Origin of the sequence: Ruegeria arenilitoris (genome assembly GCF_013032445.1) — a bacterium.
Classification (GTDB): Bacteria; Pseudomonadota; Alphaproteobacteria; order Rhodobacterales; family Rhodobacteraceae; genus Ruegeria; species Ruegeria arenilitoris_F.
Genome location: NZ_WQCA01000004.1, coordinates 319,666 through 345,404 on the forward strand (window position 1 = coordinate 319,666; position 25,739 = coordinate 345,404).

Annotated in this window: 10 protein-coding genes; 2 read left to right on the top strand and 8 right to left on the bottom strand. The window is 60.4% G+C overall.

What is annotated here, in order from left to right; genetic code table 11:
• Positions 1–56 precede the first annotated feature (56 nt).
• Both GOW98_RS07735 and GOW98_RS07740 read right to left on the bottom strand, forming a co-directional pair.
• Positions 57–1,025 (bottom strand): ABC transporter substrate-binding protein, encoded by a 969-nt coding sequence (locus GOW98_RS07735; RefSeq protein ID WP_170330649.1) that lies wholly within the window; start codon positions 1,023–1,025, stop codon positions 57–59.
• A 34-nt stretch (positions 1,026–1,059) separates the two neighbouring features.
• Entirely contained in the window at positions 1,060–3,375 is a 2,316-nt protein-coding gene (locus GOW98_RS07740) for a DUF1989 domain-containing protein (protein ID WP_170330651.1), read from the bottom strand.
• A gap of 105 nt (positions 3,376–3,480) precedes the next feature.
• Here GOW98_RS07740 and GOW98_RS07745 point away from each other — a divergent pair, with 105 nt between their 5' ends.
• Positions 3,481–4,503, top strand: a complete 1,023-nt coding sequence (locus GOW98_RS07745) for a LacI family DNA-binding transcriptional regulator (protein ID WP_170330653.1) — start codon at positions 3,481–3,483, stop codon at positions 4,501–4,503.
• Here the strand turns inward: GOW98_RS07745 and dld are convergent.
• From dld to GOW98_RS07765, 4 genes are all read right to left on the bottom strand, one after another.
• Positions 4,500–6,194 carry a D-lactate dehydrogenase gene (dld, locus tag GOW98_RS07750; RefSeq protein WP_170330656.1) on the bottom strand — a complete coding sequence of 565 codons (1,695 nt, stop codon included), beginning with the start codon at positions 6,192–6,194 and terminating at the stop codon, positions 4,500–4,502. The two genes, GOW98_RS07745 and dld, sit on opposite strands and share 4 nt — an antisense overlap.
• Positions 6,195–6,212: 18 nt before the next feature.
• On the bottom strand, positions 6,213–7,364 hold the full coding sequence (locus GOW98_RS07755; RefSeq protein WP_170330658.1) for an alpha-hydroxy acid oxidase: 1,152 nt from the start codon (positions 7,362–7,364) through the stop codon (positions 6,213–6,215).
• Between the two features lie 12 nt (positions 7,365–7,376).
• On the bottom strand, positions 7,377–9,440 hold the full coding sequence (locus GOW98_RS07760; protein ID WP_170330660.1) for a TRAP transporter large permease subunit: 2,064 nt from the start codon (positions 9,438–9,440) through the stop codon (positions 7,377–7,379).
• A 117-nt stretch (positions 9,441–9,557) separates the two neighbouring features.
• A complete protein-coding gene (locus GOW98_RS07765) occupies positions 9,558–10,607 on the bottom strand; it encodes a TRAP transporter substrate-binding protein (protein WP_170330661.1) in 1,050 nt (349 codons plus the stop codon).
• Positions 10,608–10,941: 334 nt separating this feature from the next.
• On the opposite strand from GOW98_RS07765, the gene GOW98_RS07770 reads away from it, so the two are divergent.
• On the top strand, positions 10,942–11,718 hold the full coding sequence (locus tag GOW98_RS07770) for a FadR/GntR family transcriptional regulator (protein WP_170330663.1): 777 nt from the start codon (positions 10,942–10,944) through the stop codon (positions 11,716–11,718).
• Here GOW98_RS07770 and GOW98_RS07775 read toward each other — a convergent pair.
• Together GOW98_RS07775 and GOW98_RS07780 are read right to left on the bottom strand one after the other, a co-directional pair.
• Positions 11,707–12,186 (bottom strand): invasion associated locus B family protein, encoded by a 480-nt coding sequence (locus GOW98_RS07775; protein WP_170330666.1) that lies wholly within the window; start codon positions 12,184–12,186, stop codon positions 11,707–11,709. The genes GOW98_RS07770 and GOW98_RS07775 overlap by 12 nt on opposite strands.
• An 18-nt stretch (positions 12,187–12,204) precedes the next feature.
• Positions 12,205–25,188 carry an autotransporter outer membrane beta-barrel domain-containing protein gene (locus GOW98_RS07780; protein WP_170330668.1) on the bottom strand — a complete coding sequence of 4,328 codons (12,984 nt, stop codon included), beginning with the start codon at positions 25,186–25,188 and terminating at the stop codon, positions 12,205–12,207.
• Positions 25,189–25,739: the final 551 nt, after the last annotated feature.

Consider the following 25,739-nt stretch of genomic DNA (forward strand, 5'->3'; position numbering starts at 1 on the left):
CCCCGCCGCTGTTGAGTGTGTCTGGCTGCGCCCCCGGCCCCGAGGGCGCGCTGGTGTCAGTTGGTGGTCAGACCAAGCCAACCATCCACGGTCTCTCCGTTGGCGGCGATCCATTCGGCCACGACCTCATCTGTGTCGCGCCCCTTGACCACGACCTCATAGGTCAGGCCGCTCAACTGCCCCGCGTCCATGTTGATATTGGCAAGGAAAGAGGCCGCCGCCGGGTTGCGCTGTTCCAGCGACTTGGAGTGCGCCACGGTGACGGTTTTAACTGGCTCGCCGGTACTGACATGCGATTTGTTGTACCAATCGGCATCCTGATCGGGCTGCACCATCTTGTAGGTGGCCGCGTCATGCTCGGGCTCTTCCAGAATGGTCACGTCATATAACGCATGGACGTAATGCGGCGCATAGCAGTAGAAGGCCGCGCCTTTTTGCTGGTCGATCTGATCCTTCAGCCGCGAATAGAACACGGTTTCATCTTCGGTGGTCGGCGTCAGGAAGGTCTCGATCCCATAGTCGCGCACGCGCACCTTGAACGTGTTGGTCGAGGCCCAGCCCGAGGCCCCAACCCAGACCTCGCCCATGCCATCGCCATCGGAATCGAACAACTCCTGCGCCATGGGCGTGGCCAAATCGTAGATGGACTTGATGTTGTGATCCTCGACCATGTAGTTCGGCACACAGATCCCGGCGCGACCCTCATAGCTGCCAGAGGACAAAGCAACGGTGCCCTTTTGATCGACATACTCGTCGGTGAAGGAGGATTGGTTCGGCAGCCAGACATCTGGATGCACATCAATATCCCCACGCCCGCCATCCATGGCGGCAAAGATCACCGCATTGGCACCGGGGGCATAGCCGACCTCGCCGCCCAAGCGGGTTTCGATTACCTGACCAATCACCCGGCTCATGATCTTAGCGCCGGGCCAGCTGGGCTCACCGACCATGACTTTATCCTGGGCCATCGCCCCCGTCGCGCCCAGAGCCAACGCCAGAGTTGCAGTAAGTGTAAGCTTCTTCATTTTCAATCTCCCGTTGGGTTGAAGTTCAAGCGCGTCAGGCGCGCGCCCGCTTGCGTTGCGGGTCTATGAATGGAATGTCTGTGACGGTGGCCCCCAGCCGCTTCATCCGCCCGTCGAGTTGGCCAATCTCAAGCCGGGTGCGGTTCTCCGCGTGTTCGACCGACAGCCGCGCCATGGCGATTGCGTGTTCCAGCATGGGCGATCGGGTGGCCGAAGTGACCACACCCACCTGCCGTTCGCCCGCAAAGACCGGGGCATCATGGGCAGGGACATCGTCACAACCGATCAGCAGCCCTTTGAGCACCCGGCGCGGTTCGCGTGCGTTGCGCTCCAGCGCAGCTTTGCCGGTGAAATCAGATTTCGTCAGATCGACGGCAAAGCCAAGCCCGGCCTCAAAGGCATCCACACCCGGCGCGAATTCCGCGTTAGCTGCAGCCAGCCCGGCTTCGATCCGGATGATGTCCAGCGCCGCCGAGCCCATCGGGGTGATCCCGAACTCTTCACCCGCCGCCATCACCGCATCCCAGATCGCGACAGCATCGGATTTGGAGCAAAAAACCTCATACCCCAGCTCGCCGGTATAGCCGGAGCGCGACAACATGAACGGCGTGCCCTCGCGGTCGTTCAACCGCGCGATAGTGACGCCAAACCATTTCAAATGGTCCAAGGCAGGTACATGCGGCTGGGTAAAGGCGATTTTAAGCAACAGGTCGCGCGATTTCGGCCCCTGAATTGCAAGGTTCGGCATCGCCCCCTGCAACGTATGGACACGCACCTGCAGACCGCGCTCCTCAGCCAGTGTCTGCAAAGCACGCCCGCTTTCTTCGGACCCGCAGCACCAGCGGAATATCTCGGGCGCGAGCCGGAACAAGGTGCCATCGTCGATGACCGAACCGCTCTCGTCACACATTAGCGAATAAGATCCGCGCCATACCGGCAGTTTCGCTACGTTGCGCGTGGTGGCCAGCTGCATCAGAGCCTCGGCATCCGGACCGACGATATCGAATTTACGCAGACCGCTCATGTCCTGCACGGTCACCGCCTGACGACAGGCCCAGTATTCGCCCAACGTGCCATGGGCAGGATAGCTGACCGGTGCCCACAGATCGCGCGCAGGGGCGAAATGCTGGGTCAGCGGGGCCAAACGGTCATGAAACGCAGACTCCTGACTGATCGACATGGGGGCGTCTTCCTTTTCGCGATAGGCCACCGCGCGGCGGATCGGTGTTTCAGGGCGATAGATGCGCACATGCACATCCGTCGGGTTCCAGCCATTGATCGGATCGATGTCATCGGGACAGGCGGTCGAGACGCAGACCAGATCCTCAAGCGCACGCATTGCGACATAGTCTCCGGGGCGCGAGTGGGATTCCTCGGTCAGGATGTGATGGGTTGTCGGATCGATCCACGTGTTCCAGAAGAAGTTAATCGCAGGCCATGCCGCCCGCCGTGTCACCCCATAGGGGTCCAGCGCGTTCGACATGTTGTCTGAGCAATTCAGATGGCCGGGAAAGCCCCGATCCTCGTATCCGCGTGCGGTGCACGCCAGACCAAATGTGTCATGCCGCCCGCAAGTATCCTGCACAACGTTCAGCAGAGGCCGCATCTCACGGTCGAAGAACTTGTCCAGCAATCCGGGGCCGGGATAGGCGCGGCGCACCATCGACCGGGTCGCGGTCGAGTCGATCATCCACTCTTGGTCTTGATCCAAACCGTCGGACCGCAGCGCCATGAAGTCGGAACATTGCTGTCCTTCGACATCAATGATCTGAACGAATTCCCCCGCCTTCAGCTCATAGGCGATGGCGCTGCCCCGCGGCACGGTGAATTCCTCCCGCGTGTCACCAAGCAAAGGAGGAAGATGCGGACTGTCCGTCGTTGCAGGTTTATGCCGGATGGTGATGCAGCCGGTATTTCCGCCCTTGATCAATCCCGCAACCGATACAGGCCGAATTGCCCAGACGGTTACCTTTTGGTCCGCACGCAGGATTAGCGGCTCAGTGGTCTGACTTAACCGATGACCGGAAACCGGCAGCGCCCCGCCCTGCGCCTCGAACCAGCCGAGGAATCGAGCGCTGTCAAATTCGGCGCAGTCGATCTGTGTGTTTGCCGCCAACCCCAGAGCTTTTGGCTTGACCTGCCCGTCCTCGGCGAACACCACGAGGTCCAAAGGCTGCTCCACGCCCTCCAGCGACAGCAAATCCCCCGGCAACATCGCCAACCTAACCGCCTCACGAGAGGCCACCTTATGGGCCCGCGCACCCGAGGCCTGAGGAAACCCCGGAAACCGGCGGCGGGGGCTGTCAAACCCGGTATTCGTAAATGCATGTAAGACCGAAGATCCCAGCATGGTGGTGTCAGATTCTCGCTAATGTAACTAGTTACAGAGGTTGCTGAAACTAGTTACATATGTCAACTCTTTCTTGAGAGATCCCAAAAACGGACACAAAATCTGGTGACGCAAAAAGCCCCCGAGCCCAAAAAACGCGCAAATCTCAGAGATGTAGCCAAAGCCGCCGGCGTATCCGTCGCCACGGTATCCCGGGTCCTGAATGAGCCCGGCGTGGTCAAGAAGGACACGCTGGAAAAGGTTCAGACCGCAATTGCACGGCTGAAATTCGTTCCCAGCGCCGCCGCGCGGGCAATCAATTCCGGACGGACCCGCTTTGTCGGAGCGTTGGTACCCACTCTGGACAACGCAATTTTTGCCCGATTCCTCGCCGCCCTCGAACGCACGCTGTCTCAGCACGACCTGTCACTTGTTGTGGCCACAACCGACTCGGACCTGGAAATCGAGGCCGAAAAAGCGAAAAGCCTGGTGGATATCGGGGCCGAAGGTCTGATTATCACGGGTGCCGCACACAGCGCCGCGCTTCATGATCTGATCGAGCGGACAATGCTGCCGACGATCATCACGTCTTTCTACGACACGGAAAACCCGCTGCCGACCATCGGATACGACAACGCGGGCGCGGCGCAACTTGCCTTGCAGCATCTGATCGATCTGGGTCATCAGCGCATTTCGGTTGTGCATGGCCCGACCCATGACAACGACCGGACCCGCGCGCGTCTGTCAGGCCTGCGCGCCCTGCCCATGGCCTCAGAGCTGACGACATTCGAGACAGATTTCAGTCACCAAGGCGGGGCGGACGCTGCCAGACAGATTTGCGCGCTGCCCCAAAAGCCAGACGCCATCCTATGTCTGTCGGACGTGGTTGCGCTCGGTGTCCTGTTTGGGCTTCAGGCCGAGGGTGTTTCCGTGCCCGGTGATGTGTCTCTGGTCGGTATCGACGACCTGCCCAGCTCCGCCGTTGCAGTGCCCCCGATCACAACCGTGCATCTACCCGTGACCCAAATGGGCGAACGTTCTGCAGTCGCACTCGCAGACTGGATCGCGGAACAGAAAAAACCTGGCCCGGAACGGCTTGAGGCGCGACTGGTCGAACGGCAATCGGCCATTCGGCGCAATACCGGTTAGGAGGCGCTGTCCTCGCCGTAATTGCGCGCCTTGGACATCTTGCCAATGCCGGGGTTGAACGAATTGGTCGGGTCGCAACATTTGTAATGCGCCGCCAGATCGGGCTTGGCCTTGTAAAGGTGCCCAACATTGTGTTCAGCCGGATATTCGGCGCCGCGCTGATCGAACAATTCCAGCATCGCGGCTTTCAGCTTTTTTGGATCAGCGCCTTTCTTGACCACATAGTCCTGATGCATCACATGGCACATAAAGTGGCCGTAATACAGCTTGTGAACTAGTTGGCTCTCAATCTCTGGCGGCAGTTTTTCAAGCCAGTCTTGATCGTTGCGGCGCAGCGCGACGTCCAGGGCGATGATGTCTTCGACCTCACTCGCGTGGATCGCCATGTAACGCACGGCGGCGCCCGCAGCCGCAAAGCGGTGCAGGCCTGCAATCTTGGCCTCGCGCGCGGTGCACTCGAAGAAATCCGCATCGAGGCCCTTCAGGAATTCGGGCAGCCAATCACTGGCCTCGGCGATGCCGTCATCCTTCATTTTGAGAATCAGGTGATGTTCATAGCGGTCACGGAAGTCCACCATCCGTTTCGGCAAAACCCGCGGCCAGATCGAAACCGCCGCCTGCATGAAACGGTCGGTGAAGTTGCGCAGGAACGGAATGCGCCGAAGCCGCGCATCGACTGCACCTTTCATGGCAAAGAACATCGGCAGCCGGTCGGTGCCCAGCTTGTCGATCATAACAACCGTGTCTTTGCCATAGCGCGCCGTGATGTCGAACACCTCGCGCTGCATGTATTCGGCCGAAACCGGCAGGGAGTTGAACTCGGACAGGATATGACGGCGCAAGGCGGCCAGATCATCCGGGCTGTTGCTGCCAATATAGAAAACCTTTTCGGCTGCGTTCTTTGGAAAAGTATCCAGACGCACGGCGAACACAGCCATCTTGCCCGCCGACCCGGCGGATTCGAACAGCTTGGCCTTGTCCGCATTGAACCGCGCAGGCGTTTCGGCATCCACGTCCCGCACGATCTGCGCATAATCGCTGGCCGAGGCGCGCTTGTTCGTTGCTCCCGGATTACGGTCGAACTTCCCGGCATCCAGACTGGTCAGAATCTCTTCGGGCGTGTTGCCCAGATCGATGCCCAGATGGTTGACCAGCTCCAGTTCACCTGCCTCGGTGATCTGCGCGTAAACCGACAGTTCGGTAAAGACCGGTCCGCGCTCAACCAGCGATCCGCCCGAGTTGTTGCACACGCCGCCTACAATCGAGGCGCCGATGCACGAAGACCCGATCACCGAATGCGGCTCGCGTCCCAGAGGGGCCAACAGTTTTTCCAACGCAAACAGCGTGGCACCAGGAAAGCTGACGATCTGCTCGCCATTGTTCAGCGGCACCAGAGTGTCCATCCGCCGCGTATTGATCAGCACCACGTCGCGGTCATAGCTGCCCGATGGCGTCGAGCCTTCGGTCAGACCGGTATTGGCCGCCTGCATGATGACGATCTTGTCGGCGGCCACACAGGCCTGCAGCACTTTCCACTGTTCCAGCAGGGAACCGGGCTGGAGGACACATAACGCCTCGCCCTCGCCCGAGCGAAACCCGCGACGAAACCGCTCTGTCGCGCGTTCGCCGGTCAGGACGTGGCGCGACCCAACGATGGAACGGAAATGTGTGATCAGTTCATCATTGGTCATGGTAGCCCTCATAGCGGTTCAAGTAGTGCGGAAGCGGATATTCTCGCGGCTCAGTTGGTCAACGCTGGTGACACCCATCAGTTTCATGTCGCGCTCGATCTCTGCCCTCATCAAGCCCAGAGCACGTTCGACACCCGCCTGCCCTGCGGCGGCCAGTGGATACAGATAGTGCCGACCGACACCCACCGCCTTGGCGCCCAGCGACAGGGCTTTCAGTACATGGGTGCCGCGCTGGATGCCGCTGTCCATCATCACGTCCAGCTTGTCGCCGACCGCGTCCACGATCTCGGACAGTTGGTCGAAAGGCGTGCGCGAACCGTCCAGCTGACGACCCCCGTGGTTCGACAGGATGATGCCGGTGCAGCCGATTTCGGCCGCGCGTTTGGCATCCTCGACAGTCATGATGCCTTTGAGGCAGAACTGACCATCCCAGTCGCGCACCATCTGCGCCACGTCATCCCAGTTCATCGACGGGTCAAGCATTTCGGTGAAGTAACCACCAATCGAGCTTGCACCACCACCCATATCCACATGCTCATCCAGTTGCGGCAGGCGGAATTTCTCGTGTGTGACATAGTTGATGCCCCACATCGGCTTGATTGCGAACTGGATCATGCCGCCCAGCGTCAGGCGGAACGGGATCGAGAAGCCGGTGCGCAGATCTCGCTCGCGGTTGCCGCCGGTGATGCTGTCGACGGTCAGCATCATCACCTCGACGCCCGCCTCTTTGGCGCGCTGCATCATGGCCGAGTTCAGACCACGGTCCTTGTGGAAATAGAACTGATAAACCTGCGGGTTCTTGTGTTTCTTCCGCAGCTCTTCCAGCGACACGGTGCCCAGCGAGGACACGCCGAACATGGTGCCGTATTTCTCGGCCGCCGCCGCAACAGCGCGTTCTCCCTGATGGTGGAACAGGCGCTGCAAGGCGGTGGGCGAGCAATAGATCGGCATATCCAGCTTTTGCCCCATCACGGTGACGGACATGTCCACATCCTTCACCCCGCGCAGGACCGAGGGCAGCAGATCGCAGCGGTCGAACGCGTTGGTGTTTTCCCGATACGTCACCTCATCATCGGCTCCACCGTCGATGTAGTTGAAGATCGGCCCCGGCAGCCGCTGTTTGGCCAGCCGCCGGAAGTCGTGGAAGTTGTGACATTGGTTCAAACGCATCACGAAAGCTCCTCAGTACGCGACCGAAGGAAGCCAGGTGGCAAGGGTCGGCCACAGGAAGACTAGCGCCAGACCGGTCAGCTGCAGCAGCACGAAGGGGATGATGCCCTTGTAGATATGCGTCAGCTTGATCTCGGGCGGGCAGACGCCTTTCAGGTAGAACAAGGCGAAGCCAACCGGCGGTGTCAGGAAGCTGGTTTGCAGCGTCACCGCGACCAGGATCACGAACCACACCAGTGCGGGTTCATCCAGAACGCCGAAGCCCGGGATGTCGATGCCAAGGCCGTTCACGATCGGGCGCATCAGCGGCAGAACGATCAGCGTGATCTCGATCCAGTCCAGCACAAAGCCCAGCAGGAAGACGATGAACAGGATGAAGAGGATCGTACCATTAGCGCCAAAGCCGGTGGATTGAACCACATGTTCGATCAGCTCATCCCCGCCCAGTTCGCGCAGAACGTACGAGAACACGGTCGCACCCAGGAAGATCGCGAAGATGTAAGCGGTGGTGTTGAAGGTCGAGACCAATACGTTCCACAACTTAGCAAAGGTTAGCTTGCGATAGCCTAGCGCCAGCAGCGTCGCACCCAGTGCACCGATGCCCGAGGCTTCGGTCGGCGTGGTCAGACCCGCGAAGATTGAACCCAGAACCGCAAGGATCAGCATCAGGGTCGGGATGACGGCGATAAGCACGTCCTTGACAGCGGCCCAGTCGGGGGCTTTCGCACCTTCCGGCACCGGGGCCGCGTCGCGCTTCACCAGTGCAAGGATGAAGATGTACGTCAGATACAGGCCTCCGATGATCACACCGGGGAAGACCGCAGCCATGAACAGATCACCGACAGACAGTGCCATCTGGTCGGCCATGATCACCAGCATGATCGACGGCGGGATCAGGATGCCCAGCGTACCAGACGCCGAAACCACACCTGCCGCCAGCGTCGGCTGATACTTCTGCTGCATCATCGAGGGCAGCGACAGCACGCCCAGCAGAACAACAGATGCACCGATGATACCGGTCGAAGCCGCCAGAATGATCCCGATCAGGGTTACAGTGATCGCCAGACCACCGCGCACAGTACCGAACAAGCGCTGCATCGAGGACATCAGACGCTCGGCCACGCCGGATTCGTCCAGCATCAGGCCCATGAAGATGAACATCGGCAAGGCGACCAGCACTGCGTTGGACATGGTCGCATAGACCCGGTTCACCACCGCGCCGAGGGTCAGGTAGTCGAGTCCAGTGAAGGTGCTCTCAAGCCCCGTCCACAGCATCAGATCGTTGTCGAACAGATATGCGAGACCGCAATAGGCCACGCCAACACCGGCCAGTACCCAGGCCACCGGGTAACCGGTGAACAGAAGCGCGATGAACGTCAGGAACATCGCGATGACCAGCTTTTCCTCGGTCGTTTCAACAAGGAAGGTCAGCCCGACACAGACGGCGGCGAATACGGCCAGCACCAGCAGGATACGACGCAGCGGCGCGCCTTCGCGCTCGGACGCCGGTCCATACATCAGCGCGTGCCCGTCATGGATCAGTCGCGCCAGAGCGGCCAGTGCCAGCAACACGAAACTGATCGGAATGACCGCCTTGAACGCCCAGCGAGCAGGCAGACCGGTGGGGCTGTCCGACCGTTCGTTGACGCGGAAGCTTTCGTAGAAATAGTCATATCCCTGATCGATCATCAGATAGATGAACGGGGTCAGCAGGGTCAGGATGCCGATCACCTCGATGACCCGCTGCGCGCGACGCGAAAGCTGCATATGCAGCACGTCCACACGCACGTGGCTGTCCGTGATCAAGGCATAGGAAATACCGATCATCGTGACGATGCCGTAGAAATGCCACTGGATCTCATCCAGTTTGGGGTAGTTCTGGCTGAACAGGTAGCGCAGCGAGACCTGGGTGAAAATCGCGCCCATCAGCAGCACGTTCGCCCACATGACCACATGGCCGATGGCCTTTACGCCAGAGTCGATGGCGACAGCGATCTTCTGACGGTCTGTCTCGGGATGCTCCAGGATGCCTTCATAGGCTTCGACCGGATCGTTGAAGTTTTTTTGGCTGGCCATGGTCATTCCTCGCTCAGCAGCCCGGCGTGCAGGCAGTGATTGGTTAGAAATTCCGAGTTTTAAGAAAAGGAGCCGGAGCAGCGGTTGCAGCCGCCCCGGCGTCGTCAGTTAGGGAGGTTACTGACGAGGGAGAAAAGCGTTCGTTTTCCAGAGGTCATAACCGTCACGGAACTCGTTCATGTCGGTCAGAACCTGTGCAAAGAATGCGTCGTTTGCGGCTTCTTCAGCGGCAACCTCGTCCCAGGTTGCGCGGAACGTATCCAGCATCTCGGGCGACCACTGCTTGATGGTGACACCGTTATTTTCAACGTTGTCGATCAGAGCGGCGTGCTGAATGGCTTCGCCTTCGGCAAAGCTGTCCGCCATCGAGGCCTTACAGGCGTTTTCGATGATCGCTTTGTGCTGATCGGTGGCTTCGTTCCAGACGTCCTTGTTGATCAGCAGTTCGAACACGGTCGCTTGCTGGTGCCAGCCGGGGAAGTAGTTGAATTTCACCAGCTTGTGGAAGCCCAGACGCGCGTCGATGGCAGGCATCGAGAACTCGGTCGCGTCGATGGCGCCTTTTTCCAGTGCAGGGAAAATCTCACCACCCGGCAGCAGCGAGGTCGCAACGCCCAGTTTCTGCATCACTTTGCCGCCCAAGCCAAAGAAACGCATCTTCAGGCCGTTTAGGTCTTCGGGCGAGTTGATCTCGGTTGCGAACCAGCCCGAGGTTTCGGGGGCGATGATGGCGCAGGGCAGCACGTGCACGTTATAGCCCGCCTGATCGTACATCTCTTGGTACAATTTCAGGCCGTTGCCGTAATACATCCACGCCATGTATTCGCCTGCCTCGGGGCCGAACGGAACGGCCGAGAACAGCGGCGCGGCCGGGATTTTACCCGCCCAGTAACCGGCAGTGGTGTAGCCCGAGTTGATCTTGCCGGTGGAAACGGCATCCAGAATTTCAAACGGCGGAACCAGTTTGCCCGGCTCATAGACTTTCATCTTCAGCGTGCCACCCGACATCAGGTCCAGCTGTTCGGCCACGCGTGGGATCGGCGAGCCAAGGCCTGGCAGTTCTGTCGAGAATGCGATCGGGGTTTTCAGCAGCAGCTTGTCAGCGGCGACAGCGGGTGCGGCCAGCAGGCTGGCGGCTACGGCGAGGCTCGTCAGGGTCTTCTTCATGAAATCTCCTCCAGGTTGGTCAGGGCAACTACCCCAATCAGTGGCGCAGGCTCTTCCAGCGCCCTTCCGGTGGTAAACTAACTTTACCAGTAATAACCAGTCAACAAATTTGTTTACCACTGGACTTGCAGTTCTCGAGCAACAGGCCCTCAAAAGTGGATCAAGCTAAGGCATCCAGAAGCCCTTAGAAAACTAGGTTTGCATTTTATTTATGCGTTTTCATTGAATTAAGCCCAACATCACTGCTGAATACGTTTGCTTGAATTTTTGACCAACATGGTTATATTTATTTACCAATAACTCTTGATCTGACACCTAGCGGAGGCGCAGCGCCATGAGCCCTACGGCGATTTTTGAACCGGTTGGACACGAATCGCTGGCCGAAGCCGTGGTGGCACAGATTGAGGATCTGATCGCGTCGGGCATCCTGAAACAGGGCCGCAAACTGCCTTCGGAGCGTGATCTTGCAGAAATGCTGCGGGTCTCTCGACCAAAGCTGCGCGAGGCTCTGGCGGTTCTGGAAGAACGCGGCCTTGTCACCACTCAACATGGCGAGGGCACTTTTGTTGCTGCCCTGACCGGGCAAGCGATGATGCCTGCGCTACTGGCACTTTACGAACGGCATGAGCCCGCCTTTTTCGACTATCTCGAGTATCGGCGCGAGCAGGAGGGCTTTGCCGCCCGTCTTGCGGCAAGACGGGCAACCAAGGCCGATAAAGAAAGAATTGCGGAAATCTTGTCCGAGAACGAGCGCGCATGGGAGGCAAATGACTCCAAAGCCGCCCAGGTGGCCGATTTCGCACTGCACACGGCAATCGTGGATGCCAGTCAGAACGCGACGCTGATCCACATGATGGCGTCGATCTATGAACTCACGCGCAAGGGTGTTTTCTACAACCGCGATTTCCTAAAGACGATTGACGGCACCGGCGAGCAGCTTTTAGCCCAGCATCTGGAACTGGGCAAAGCCGTGATCGACGGAGACGAGGAGCGTGCGGTTAAGGCCGCAACCGATCACATCGACTTTGTAGAAGCGTCCTTCAGATTGGGAATCGAGCGTAATCGCCGTGAAGCAATGGCTGAAAAACGCCGGATGCTCTCAGGGCAATAGATCAGAGATTTTGCTGAACCCCGCCAGATCGAAACCGAAAGAGATCGGGTCCCCGACCCGGTTTTTGCCTTCGATCGTCAACTGATCGCCAGCCCGCATCGCTGACATCCATTCCGGCGAGACAGGGGAACGGGCAAAGCAGCCTTGCGCTTCGCAGGTCAGGAATTCAAGGCGCGCAACTTCCGTGCCATCTACTTTGGCGACCAGCCCTTCGGAAAACAGCAAACCAAAGGGCAGGGTTAGCACGGTCTCGGCTTCCTCTTTCCCTGCGGGTTTCACAAATGCGATTGAGGTAAGCCTTTGATTGTTTTCCGTCAGAACAATGCTCTGAGTCATTTCGCAGATCAACTCGGACCCGTTGAGCAGATTGCTACAATTGACTGACCAAAGTGGCGCATTGTTTTCTTGCGCGGCAAGCGGGAATGCCAAGCCCAATGAGGCCCCCAAAGCGCAAATCCAAGTTTTCATACTGCTGTTCCTCATTGATTAGAATTGTATTCCTAGGCCGAGACCAACCTGTAAGGCCTCGGTTGAGTCACCGAACATATGATCGAGGCTCAGATTGATAAAGCTGCTATCGTCCAGTGCGAACAGCCCCAACCGGGCCGAGACCAGCCCGTGTGTGTCACCGATGTAGCTGGTATTTGAGAACCCGCCATCTGCTGCGCTGGCACCCGAAAACCCTGCGCTAACCGAAACGGTGTCGTCCGACGACAGGATCGCGCCAGCCCGCAAGCTTGCACGCAGTTTCTGCGAAGCGCTCAAAACCTGTTCCGTCCCGATCTCAAGCGATGGCGTCAACGAGTAAATCATTTCGCTGTCGCCCTGCAGGACAACCCCTGACAGGGTTGCATCGCCGTTGCTTTCAGTTGCCAAACGCGTTGCATCAACGGCAACCTCTGGTCGCAGGTAAGCGCTGCCGCCAGCAAACCTGTGATCATAAGCAAAGCTCAGGCGCAGGTTCTGGTGGTTCATCTTGTGCTTGATCGAGCTGACACCAACAGTGTCCACAACATTTCCATTGGGCAGCACACCACTGATCCCGCCCGCTCTGTCAGTGTCGTAATCCGACCATCCCGCCGACAGCATGGCCGCGAATTCCCACGCGCCGGTATATTTGGTCAGTGATGCACCCAGATTGAACCGATCCCCGGTGGCGTTGTAGTTCGATCCGTTCCGCAGACTGATTTGGTCATGACCGACCGCGAAACCGGCATAAAGCTCATCTCCGACCGGCATACGGATACCAGCCGACAGGTTGGTATTGTTAATGTCCAGCTCATCGTAGATGCCAGTCTGTTCACGGTCGTAAAAGGACCTTCCGCCCGAGAACCAGATACAAGTGCGTGGATCGTCACCGGCCTGATAGTCGGTGTACCGCTCGCAATTGTGCAGCACATCGGCAAAGACCCGAGTGCCATAGTACGCATCCACTGCATCTGAGGCGTAATCCCCTACCGTCAATGCATCGATGGCGGCGATGACCTCTTCTTCGGACGTCAGATTACCGATCAGGGCAAACAGCTCACCTTGTGCGGCGGCACCTCGCCCGTTCAGCACCTGATTGATATAGTCCCCAACGGCAGCCTGATTAGCGTTCATATTGGTGGTCGAGAAATCCGGTGTGATCACCAGATCAATTGAACTGCCGTCCGAGGTCGAGCCGTTCAGACCAATCGAGTAATCCAGCACCACCGTGTCCTGAATTGTTGTGCCTGCATCTGCAGCCGTGCCTTCCGGATTGATGATGACCAGTGGCAAAGCCCGTTCCAGCGTGTTCAGCTGTGGTGACAGCGTGCCCCCTATTGTGGCATCGCCGGTGACATTGATCAGGTCGCTGTCACCGCCCGAAGCCCCCGAAGTCAAAAAGTACACATCAAAGACAGAGCTTGCTGTAGCGCCAAAAGCCAGGCTTCCGGTCAGGTTTGTGGTCTGACTGACATTTCCGGTAAAGGCAAAATCGCTGGCCTGAACGGTCGGTGACAGGGCTGTGTTCAGACCCCAATTCGCCCCCGGAACAAAATCGCCATTCACCTGCATCAATCCGCCGACGCCCAGATTGATCGTGTCGAGCGCATAGAAAGCCCCGCCTTCCTCAACCGTCAAGCCATTGGTACCTGCGCCCAGGTTCACGTTGCCCAGGGCGCTGCCTGCAAGCGAGATCTGATCATTACCACCGCTGCCATTCACCAGCTGGTTGTTCCCGGCGAGCAGCACCGAGTTTTCAGACAAGGTCAACGCATTGTCCGTACCACCATCCACAATGATCGATGCGACGGCGTCCGCCTGTCCCGTGCCGCCCATCACAACGCCGTCGAACGCCAACGAGATAGCATCCGCCCCATCGCGCCCTTCGGATTGTGCCACAACGGCGATGCCGCCTTCGTTAACCGAAAGGATGTTGCCATTCAGTGCCATATCAATAGCACCGCCGGACCCGGCACCGCCTGCAGCACCGCGGAAGATCGAATCCACCATACCGCCGCCGCCGCCCAACGACTGCGCCACAACGCCAATCGCGTTTTCGCCGCTCGTCACGATATTGCCGGTTTGCGTAAATGCGACATCACCGCCGTCACCGCCATTGGCAGGCGAGAGGTTCACCGTCACTTGGCTTGGCTCCAGATCTGTCGACACGAGGCCGCCGCCGCCGCCAATGCTCTGGATGACGAAACCATGCGATCCGGATCCGCTTGTGGTCACATCCCCGATATTGGTGACGTCGACGTTACCACCGTCACCGGTTGAATCGTCCTGCGCACCCAGAGTGACATCCGCACGCCCAAGTCCAATGATGACCACTTCGCCGCCACCCGCGCCAATGCTTTGAACGCTCTGACCAAAGGACCGGTCACCACTGGTGAACACGTCGCCGTCCAACGAGAGATTGAGGTCGCCCCCATCGTTACGGAAACTGGGGTCTGAGCCCAGGATCACCGAAGCGAACTTGTTCGTGTCAGCCGTACCAGAGCTGTTCAGCACCAGTTTGCCGCCGCCGCCGCCAATAGACTGCACCGCACCAGCGGATGAGAACGCACCATCTGTGCCGACATCCCCCGTCCGGCTGCCGTTGACATCACCGCCACCGGCATCACTTGTGTTAATCGCGCCCAGACGCGCGGCGATGTCTATTCCGTCGCCGTCCTGCACATTGACATTAGTTGCCGCGGTCCCGCCGCCGCCACCGACACTCTGCAACATCAGACCAGTCGAGCGATCGCTTGTCGTGGCGATGTTACCGGTATGCGACTGCGCAACCTGATTACCGGCTGTGCCCGATACATCATCACCACCCAGTGAGATATCGCTGGTGTAAACAGTCCCGGTTCCACCTGCACTGGCGGATGCGGCCCGGAAATCGACCGATGTTTCAATATTGCCACCACCGCCATTTACAGATTGGCCGAATACAGCCTCGCTGCCCGCGCCATTCACAAGAATGTCTCCGGTCGAATTGACGGTTACTGTTCCCACGGATCCTGTGGTGCCCTCGCGCGCGCCCAGCAATTGCGACACCGTGTAATCCAACGCCGAAACCAGTGGGGAGGATACCGAATACCCGGCATTGCCACCACCACCGCCAACGGATTGCGCAAAGATGCCAAACCCGTCTTCGGCGTTCACGATGATGGCGCCTGTGTGGTTGACCGTGACGTCGCCACCATCCGCGCCATCCCCACCCGATCCGCCAATAGCGATCTTCGAATAGGACCTGCCGGTCATGGTGTTTTTGAGGTCGTTTACATCCATGGCAACGGCCAAGCCGCCATTACCACCGCCGCCGCCAACGGATTGCGCATAAACGCCATAGGCCCCCGCGCCATCCACACGGATGTCGCCGCTGTTGGTGACAACGACGTTGCCCGCAACATTACCGCTGCCGCCAGAACCGCCGATATTCAACTGCGCGGTCGGCGAACTGTTGTCCCCAGTCTTAAGCCGCAGTGTCCCCGTTATCGAGCTGCCGCCGTTACCGCCCCCGCCGCCGACGGACTGTGCAAAGATACCGTGGGCAACAGCGCCGGTAGTCACAATCATCCCGTCATTGCTGACCGAAACATTGCCGCCGGTACCGCCGGTACCGCCCGAGCCACCCAGACCAAATTGCAGCGCCCGCCGTGTGCTGGCCTCGGCCCCGCCATAGCGGCCATCGACCGAAATCGTCGAGCCGCCATTGCCGCCGCCGCCTCCAACGGATTGCGCAAAGATCCCGTGGCTTTCCGCACCTGTGGTCAGGATCGTCCCGTCGCTTTCGTTCGCAACGATCACCGTGCTGCCAGCCCCGCCGGTGCCCCCGGTGCCTCCGATCAAAATGGCGTTTGTGGTTGCCCCGTCCGATGACCGGCCCAGAATGATGTTGCGCACCTGTTGCGCGTCACCACCGCCGCCACCGACGGACTGAGCATAGATACCAACGGACTTATCGCCCGTGGTCTGGATCAGGTCACGGTTGGTTACGGAAACCGCTGCAGACACAGCACTTGTGCCACCGTTGCCACCAATGGACAGGGTCGCGGTATTACCGATCTCTTTCCGCAGGCTGATGATGCGGTTTTCGACCACACCCCCCATGCCGCCGCCGCCGCCGACCGACTGGGCGTAGATACCGTGCGCCATGGTGCCTTCGGTGGTGATGATCCCGTCACTGACCACAGTTACCGTGTCAGATGTCATGCCGTCGCCACCGGTGCCGCCGATATTGATCGACGCAGTTGTGCCGACCGTTGACGGATTGACCACCGCCTTGATCGTGTCGAGGTTCGACTGACCGGCCTGCACCATCCCGCCGGTACCGCCTGCCCCGCCAATGGATTGCGCCATCAGGCCGACCGAGCGGTCTCCGAACGTGGCGATCCGTGCGGTGTTGGTCACATCAACCTGGCCGCCAATACCGCCCGTGCCGCCAGTGCCACCAATGGACAGAGCAACCGAGATACCCTTACCGGCCGAGTTGCTGGCTTTGCCGCCATTACCTCCACCGCCGCCAACGGACTGCGCAAACACACCATGGGCATCTGTGCCCTGCGTGACCACAGTGCCCGCGACCACCGAAGTCACATCGCCCGCAGTGCCACCTGTGCCACCCTCCAAACCAACCGAAAGGCTGGCTTTGTTGCCTTTGCTGTCTCCGGTTTTGGGCGTGCCGATGCTGACCGAGGTCGACGACGAGTTACCGCCGCCATTGCCAATCGACTGGGCAAAGAACCCGTAAGACCGGTTACCCGTTGTGCTGATGACACCGTTCGAGCTGGCATATACATCGCCACCGCTGCCGCCTGTACCACCTGTCCGACCGATCTGGATGTTGACGTTGCCGCCATCCACCGAGGTCGACGCCGAGTTGTAACCCGCGTTACCGCCGCCGCCGCCAACGGATTGAGCAAACAATCCATGGGAATCTGCGCCAGAGGTCGTGATGTTTCCGGTGTTGCGAACATCAACCGAGCCGCCGATGCCGCCCTCGCCCGTACCGCCTCCAATAGCCAAACCAAAACCTTTGTTGGTCGCATCTGAGGCCAGTTCGTAGGTCATGCCAAGGTTCAAAGCCGCATTACCGCCGCCGCCGCCGATGGACTGACCAAATACGCCGTGGCTGCTGTCTTGCAGCGTAACGATATCGCCATAGTGGTCGACATCCACGGTGCCGCCGTCCCCGGCGGTCCCGGCATCACCACCGATAGCGACAACGGCCGATACGCCGGTCTTGTTGCCAGAGGAATCTGCCGGGTTGGTTTTGCCTTCAAGCTCGTCCAGCACCTTATTGTAATTGGCAATGACCGAGTCATCGACACCTGTATTGGTTGGTGTCTTGCGATCAGTCGAGTCGCCGGTGCCGCCGTTGCTCTGGTTGCCGGTGGTCTTGCTGATACCCACAACCGCGTTGATCCCGGCGTCTCCGCCGCCACCGCCGATGCTGGACGCTTCGATCCCGTGCGAGCCCACTCCGTCGGTCGTGATGGTTCCCGCCGCCAGTGCGGCTGTGCCGCGCGCAACGGTCACATCGCCTGCGTCTCCACCGCCGCCGCCAAAGCCGCCGATCCCCATGGCGATGGGTGAGCTGTCCTTGGTGCCGACAAAGGTCGCATTGATGCCGCCGGTACCACCACCGCCACCGATGCTTTGGGCAAAGATACCACGCGCGTGATAACCATTGGTCGATATTGCGCCGGTTTGTACAACTGAAACGTTCCCTGCATCCGCCCCGGTACCCCCGTGACCGCCCAGACCACCGACGATGCTCAGATCAGTCTTGCCGTCGGAGTTGTTGGAGTCTCCATAGTTCAACTGCCCGGTGACGTTCAGCGCACCATTGCCGCCACCGCCCGCGATGGATTGGGCCAGAACGCCGTGCTTCCAATTCCCGGCAACCGATACCGTGCCAGAGTGGTCAACAGTCACATCACCCGAGACATTGCCGTCGCCGCCAAAACCGCCGACACCGAAGGTAACAGACGGAATTTTACCGTCTTTACTCAACGCAATACCGCCCGAAACGTTCAGTCCGCCATTGCCACCACCACCACCGATGGATTGCGCCATCAAACCGGCAGACCCATCGGTGTCCGGTTTTTCTTCGTTGAATACACCCATGTCGATGAACAGACGTTCGAGACCAAAGGACGACGCAAGTTCCTCGGTTTCATCCACAATCGTGTCGCCCAGGAAATCGCGCAGCTTGTCTTCAAAGGTTGTGGTGTCTGGGATCGAGATATCGTCCGGGTTCGTCGTTACCGTTATATCCGCCTGCGACGTAACCGTGACGTCTCCGGCCTGACCACCGTCGCCCGCAAAACCACCGACGCCCACGATCAAAGAGCTATCAGACACAATCCCGCCCGAGACGTTCAGGCCGCCATTGCCACCACCGCCACCCAGCGATTGCGCCAACAGGCCGGATTTGCCGGTGCCATGGGCTGTGATCGTACTGCCAGCGCCGATGTTTACATCAACGTTCCCAGCATCACCGCCGCCACCGCCAAAGCCTCCGACACCCACGACTACGGCATAAGACTTGCTGCTGTCGGTCTGACCTGCCCCGGGTTTACCGCTGATGGCAATGCCGCCGGACACATTGGTACCGCCGCTGCCACCGCCACCACCCAGCGATTGCGCGATAATACCGCTGGAACCTTTATTTTGATCGACGGCAAGTGTGCCGTCAGATTGCTGCACCATCGGCACCGCCTGCAGCGCGCCGGTGTAGTCCAGATCTACGTCGCTGGCGTCACCACCAGATCCGCCAAAGCCGCCAACACCCGCCGCAACTGAGAAAATCGTATCCGACCCGGAGGGTTTGGTAAGTGCCAAAGACCCCGAGATGTTCACGCCGCCAGTGCCGCCACCGCCACCGAGGCTTTGTGCAAATAGGCCATGCGACCCATCACCCGCGGTGACAACATCGCTTTCCACATCCAGTGTCACCGCACCTGCATCACCGCCGCCGCCGCCAAAACCACCTAGTCCCAAGGCAACCGCCGCACCGGACTTACCCGTCAGGTTCACCGCGCCCGAGACATTCAAGCCACCGTTGCCGCCGCCTCCGCCAACGGATTGAGCCATTACACCGATACTGTCCGCTCCGGTGGTAGCCACCGAAGTTGTCACACCTCCATCCCTGGCGGACCGCAACGTGCTGATCACCTCACCCGCATCGCCCGCGCCACCGCCGAAGCCGCCGACGCCCAGGCTGACCGATCCCCCGTTTTCCTGGCTGATCCCCAAGGAGGCTGAGATATTCGTGCCGCCATTACCACCGCCGCCGCCAAGGCTTTGCGTCAGAATGCCTGTGCTGCGATCACCGCCGGTGGTGACACCACCCGTAACAGTCGATTGTACCAGCGCCCCGGCATCTGCACCGCCGCCACCGAACCCACCGACACCAATGCCTACGGCCGCGTTGGCCGACCGAGACAAGGACAAGGCCGCCGAAATGTTCGTACCGCCGTTACCACCGCCACCGCCAAGGCTCTGCGTTAGAATCCCGACCGAGTCATCGCCCGCCGTTGTAACATTACCGGTGACTTGCTGCGTGACATTGTTTGCCGCGCCGCCGTCGCCGCCAAAACCACCAACACCAATCCCGAGACCGCCCGAGTAGTTGCTGGCCACCGAAATCGCACCCGAGATATTCGTGGCGCCATTGCCGCCACCGCCGCCAAGGCTTTGCGCAATGATCCCTGCCGAACGCGTGCCCGAGGTACTGACATTGCCGTCAAAGGTATTGTCGACCACACCGCTGGTGCCGCCATCGCCGCCAAAACCGCCAACGCCGATGCCCGCCGCGCCCGATCCCGTCCGCGCTATGCTCAACGCGCCCGAGATGTTGACGCCGCCATTACCGCCGCCGCCACCGACAGATTGAACCAGAACACCGGCTGCATTTTCGCCACTCGTGGTGACGTCACCAGTCACCGAACCCGTTGCCGTGCTTGCGTTACCGCCATCGCCACCGGACCCACCGATGCCAACACCAATCGCTCCGCCGCCAGTGCCCGAGATGTTCACGGCGGCCGAGACATTCAGCCCTCCGTTGCCGCCGCCGCCCGCAGCGGATTGCACCAGAATACCACCCGAATTGTCGCCCGCAGTGGTGACATTGCCTACGACCGTACCAGTGGCCGTATTCGCATTGCCGCCGCTTCCGCCGCTGCCGCCCAGTCCGACAGATGCTCCGCCGCTGCCGGTCCCGGCGACCGTCATCGTGGCCGAAACATTCAGGCCACCATTGCCGCCACCGCCACCAAGGCTTTGAACGACAACGCCACCGGACTCGCCGCCTTGTGTAGAAACATTTCCGTTTAGAGTAGCCTCAACCGTACCGCCGTTGCCACCTGTGCCCGATACGCCGCCCAGGCCAACTGACGCACCGCCAGATCCCGTGCCTGCCGCTGCGACCGCAACTGAAATATTCATCCCACCGTTGCCGCCGCCGCCACCAACGGATTGCGCCAGCAGACCAGTCGAGGTTTCGCCCAGCGTCACAAGATTGCCGGTAATGTTTGCCGTTACCGCCGAGGCGTTACCGCCACCGCTTCCGCGGCCACCTAGCCCCACAGCCGCCGCGCCAGAACCAGTGCCCGCACCACCAACAGATGCCGAGACATTAAAGCCGCCATTGCCGCCACCGCCGCCGATGGATTGCGCAACAACCGCGCTGGATTGCGCGCCTTCGGTTTGAACGCTGTTTGCGACTGTCAGGCCTACGACGCCACCTGTGCCGCCGCTGCCACCAGATCCGCCAAGGCCAACGCTGATTGCGCCAGATCCCGTGCCAGCCCCGGCGAGGGCAGGCGATACGTTGAAGCCACCATTACCACCGCCGCCGCCAACGGATTGCGCCAGAATACCTACCGATGAATCACCCCTGGTGACTACATTTGCCGTTGTGCTCGCCGTAACCAGACTGCCGTCGCCGCCGCCCGCGCCCGAGCCTCCCAGCCCGACGGACACTGACGCCGCGCCGGTTCCCGCGCCCGATACAGTTGGCGAAATATTGAAGCCACCATTACCGCCGCCGCCGCCAAGCGATTGGGCAACGAATCCACTTGAGGCGAAGCCATCGGTCAGAATGGTCCCGTTCGAGGTCAGCGTAACGTTGCCGCCATCGCCACCCGTGTCACCTGAACCGCCAAGCCCGACGCTGACAGCACCGCTTGCCGTACCCGCGCCTGACAAAACCGGGGCTAGGTTGAAGCCCCCGTTGCCACCACCGCCGCCGATCGATTGTGCCACGACACCGGAAGACTGATCGCCACGGGTTTCAACCGCGTTGTTCGACGTAGCGATGACTGTGCTGCCGTCGCCGCCGCCGCCGCCATTTCCGCCCAGACCGACCGAAACGCCCCCTCCGGCGGTGCCCGATCCCTGCACCGACGCACTGACGTTGAAGCCGCCGTTGCCGCCTCCGCCACCGATGGATTGCGCCAGGAAGGCCGTGGCCGAGTCGCCCTGGGTCAGGATAGTCCCGCCCGAAGTCAGAGTGACCGCACCACCATTGCCACCGCCCGCGCCGGTACCGCCCAGCCCAACGCTCACGGCACCACTGGCCGTTCCCGCGCCTGCCCCGGTGCCCGAGACGTTAAAACCGCCATTGCCACCGCCGCCGCCAATGGACTGCGCGACCACACCCGAAGAACGATCTCCGGTAGTCACAATAGAATTGGTTGTTGTCAGGTTGACTGTCCCGCCGGTCGCGCCTGTACCGCCGTCACCACCCAAGCCGACCGATACCGCGCCACTGGCCACGCCCGCGCCCGCCAGTGATGCACTCACATTAAAACCGCCATTGCCGCCGCCGCCGCCAACGGACTGCGCCAGAACGGCAGTTGAATCCGCCCCCCCGGTACTGACGGTTCCCGTAACACGTCCAGTGACGGATCGCCCGATGCCGCCACCCGAACCGCCACCGCCAAGACCCACTGTGACAGCTCCGCCGCCAGCACCGGCTCCTGCAATTCCAGCAGTGACGTTAAAGCCGCCGTTACCGCCACCGCCACCTATGGATTGGAACACGACACCGCTTGAGCCGTCGGACAGCGTCGTGACATTGCCAGCAACCTGACCTTCGACCACACCGCCATTGCCGCCTGTGGCCCCATCGCCGCCAAGACCAACGCCGATGGACCCCGCTCCGGCCCCAGCTGCGGCTACACCTGCGGTGACGTTGAAGCCACCGTTGCCGCCGCCGCCACCAATGGATTGGATCACGACACCAGTCGAACGCGCGCCCTCGGTCCGGACGTCGCCGTTGACGCGCACACCTGTCACGGTTCCACCAATGCCGCCGCTGCCACCGTCGCCACCTAGGCCCACATCGACAGTCCCCGCGCCCGCGCCGCCAGCCGCCAAACCTGCGGCGACGCTGAAACCACCGTTGCCACCGCCGCCGCCAATGGACTGGACGACGACCGCTCCGGAATCATCCCCGCGCGTGGTAACATCCGCGTCGACCTGAGCGGTAACAGTTCCCCCTGCCCCGCCACCGCCGGCTTTGCCACCGAGGCCCACACTAACCGATCCTGCAGCTCCGCCGCCAATATCGGCGCTGGCTCCGACGGCATATCCGCCGTTGCCGCCGCCACCACCAACGGATTGCGCCACAACACCGCTGGAAAACGCGCCGCTGGTCTCGATTGAGTTACCGCCTGCGACCAGAGTAACATTGCCCCCGACACCGGCCCCGCCGCCATCACCGCCGACGCCGACGTTGATTCCAACAGCCGCTCCGCCGCTTGCACTGATACCAGCGGCGATGCTGCCGCCACCATTGCCGCCGCCGCCACCGACAGATTGCGCGATGATCCCGCTGGAATTCGTGCCCGTCGTGGTCACGTCGGCTCTCGTGTATACCTGCACCAGACCGCCGTTCCCTGCGCTGCCTGCCTGTCCGCCGATACCGACCGAGACATTGCCGGAAAACAGCGCCGAGGCACCTCCGGTCGCAGCCACTGCAAGGCCACCATTACCGCCGCCGCCGCCAACGGACTGAAACAGCATACCGGTCGAGCGGTTTCCGGTTGTCACCACTGTACCTTCAAAACCTGCTGCGGTCGCAACACCGCTGCTGTTGAATTGACCTACCGTGACCGGCCCGCCTGTGCCCCCAGCACTGCCATCGCCACCGACGCCGATAGCCAGAGAACCGGACACCGGGCCACCTGACGCAGCAACGGACACGGCATAGCCGCCATTGCCGCCGCCGCCACCGACAGATTGCAACATCACGCCAATCGAGTCGTCCCCACCGGTTTGCACCGACGCTGAACCGCTGCCGCTGAGCGTAACTGCCCCGCCGTTTCCACCGTTTCCGGCTGAACCACCTACGGATACCGACGCCGCGCCAAAGGCACCGACTGCGACCGAAACCGCTCCGCCGCCGTTACCGCCGCCGCCGCCGACGGATTGCGCGAACACACCGGTCGAGCGGGCACCCGATGTCTGAATGGCCGATGGCTGGCTGCTGTCGGTATTGGAAAGGGTTACGTTCACATTACCGCCGGCCCCTCCGGCTCCACCGTCGCCGCCAATGGCCACGCCCACAAATGCACCAACCGAACCGGACGATCCGCCGTTGCCGCCGCCACCCCCAATCGACTGGGCCAGAATGCCCATCGCATCGTCTCCGGTTGTGGTGATGATACCGTCATTCACGATGGTCACGGTTGAACCACTGCCACCGCCGCTACCATTGCCGCCGACGGACACCATACCGCCGGACGATCCACCATCACCGCCACCGCCGCCGATGGACTGGGCGATGACGCCGCGTGCACCGTCGCCTCCGGTCACGATACGGCCCAAGTTGGTAACGCTGACTGCTGCGCCAGTACCCCCCCTTGACCCGGTACCGCCGATTGCAACCAAACCATACGAGTTCGCGCCCGTACCGCCACTGCCACCAATGGACTGCGCCATAACTCCGTCAGCTCCGGCACCCGAAGTTAGAATACTGCCGCTGCCCTGCACCGTGACACTTACTGCGTCGCCGCTACCGCCGTTCGAACCGACACCGCCCAGAGATAAGGAAACCAACCCGCCCGCAGTGCCGCCCGAGCCGCCGCCGCCACCGATGGATTGGGCAACGATCCCGCGCGCGAAATCGCCCTGCGTTTCAATTGCGCCGCCATGCGAAACCGTAACGCGCCCACCGTTACCGCCATTGTCCGCGCCGCCAATCAAGGATACCAACAAGTTACCGCTGGTCCCGGCAGACCCGCCCGAACCACCGATAGACTGAGCGTAAATACCGTTGGCAAAATCACCCGTTGTCAGAATGCTGCCAGTCGAAGTCGTGTTGACTGTAACGGTGCCACCACTGCCGCCGTAACCACCGTCACCGGAAGACCCGACCAACCCCCATTGCGATCCGCCGTTACCGCCATTGTTGGAAACACTCAGCGCATAGATGCCGTCTGCTGAATCTCCGGTTGTCGATATCGCACCTCGCTGAGTGACGGTGACGTTGCCGCCGTCAGCCGAATGCCCCCCGGTGCCGCCGCCCGGCGCCGCGAAGCCGCTGCCGCCGTTACCCGCCCGACCACTGCGGCTGAAGGCGAAAATGCCGTCATTTCCGCTGCCCGATGTCTGGATCGTACTGCTGGCGGACTGCGTCGCATTGACCGTGCCGCCCCTGCCGCCATCTCCTCCATCACGCCCGCTCCAGAAACTCAGATACGAGTCTCCGCCTTGGCCTCCGTTTCCTCCGACACTGCCAACCTGCCAGCCTATATTGCTGGTGGCATTGACGTCGCTTGTCAGGGTTCTCGTCTGAGTGGGACCATCGTCCCCATCACCGCCAGAGCTGGGCGGCACAACCAAGGCGCCATCGCGACCGTTGCTGCCATTCTGCCCGTAAACGACCTGGTTCACACCGTTAGGACCCGAGACATCCTCGGGCGGAGTTACTGAACCCGGCGTTCCGGAACTGTTAAAATTGCTGTTGTACTGCGACAGAGTCAGCTGTGTGGACAAGCTGGCCGTACCAGTAGCGCCGGAATTACTGATTTGAGCAGTTGTTCCCGTTATGGATACAATGCTAAATGCTAACGGGGGATTGTCCGTATTGTAGATTGTGTCCCCTGCACTTTTAACGAGAAAAACATATCCATCTGCGGTTTCTACAAAGGCAGTTGTCCCCGCTGTTGGCGTAGAAGCCGGGTCCACAATCAATGCGCTTACAGTCGTGTCCAAACCGGTTACTGGATTGGTAACGGTGTCGCCGACTATGGAATCAGCTGTTGGAACGGCAAAAGAAGGTGTTGAAAGTAAGACATAAAATGAAACTGCGAATAGCAGACTTGATTTCTTTGTCACCTTCATACCCCGCGACCGACCTTACAAAAAAACCAATAGCGATAGGGCATGCCGTCGACTGACAGCAACCAGAAACCCGACATAAACCCATCACCATTCAGGACAGGTTATTCGCAATTTAAAGCAGAATAACTTTATTAGATTTGGCTGTTAACAGTTTCGTAACTGTTATTGCGTAAATGCAACATCCTAGATGCAGGAATTCGGCT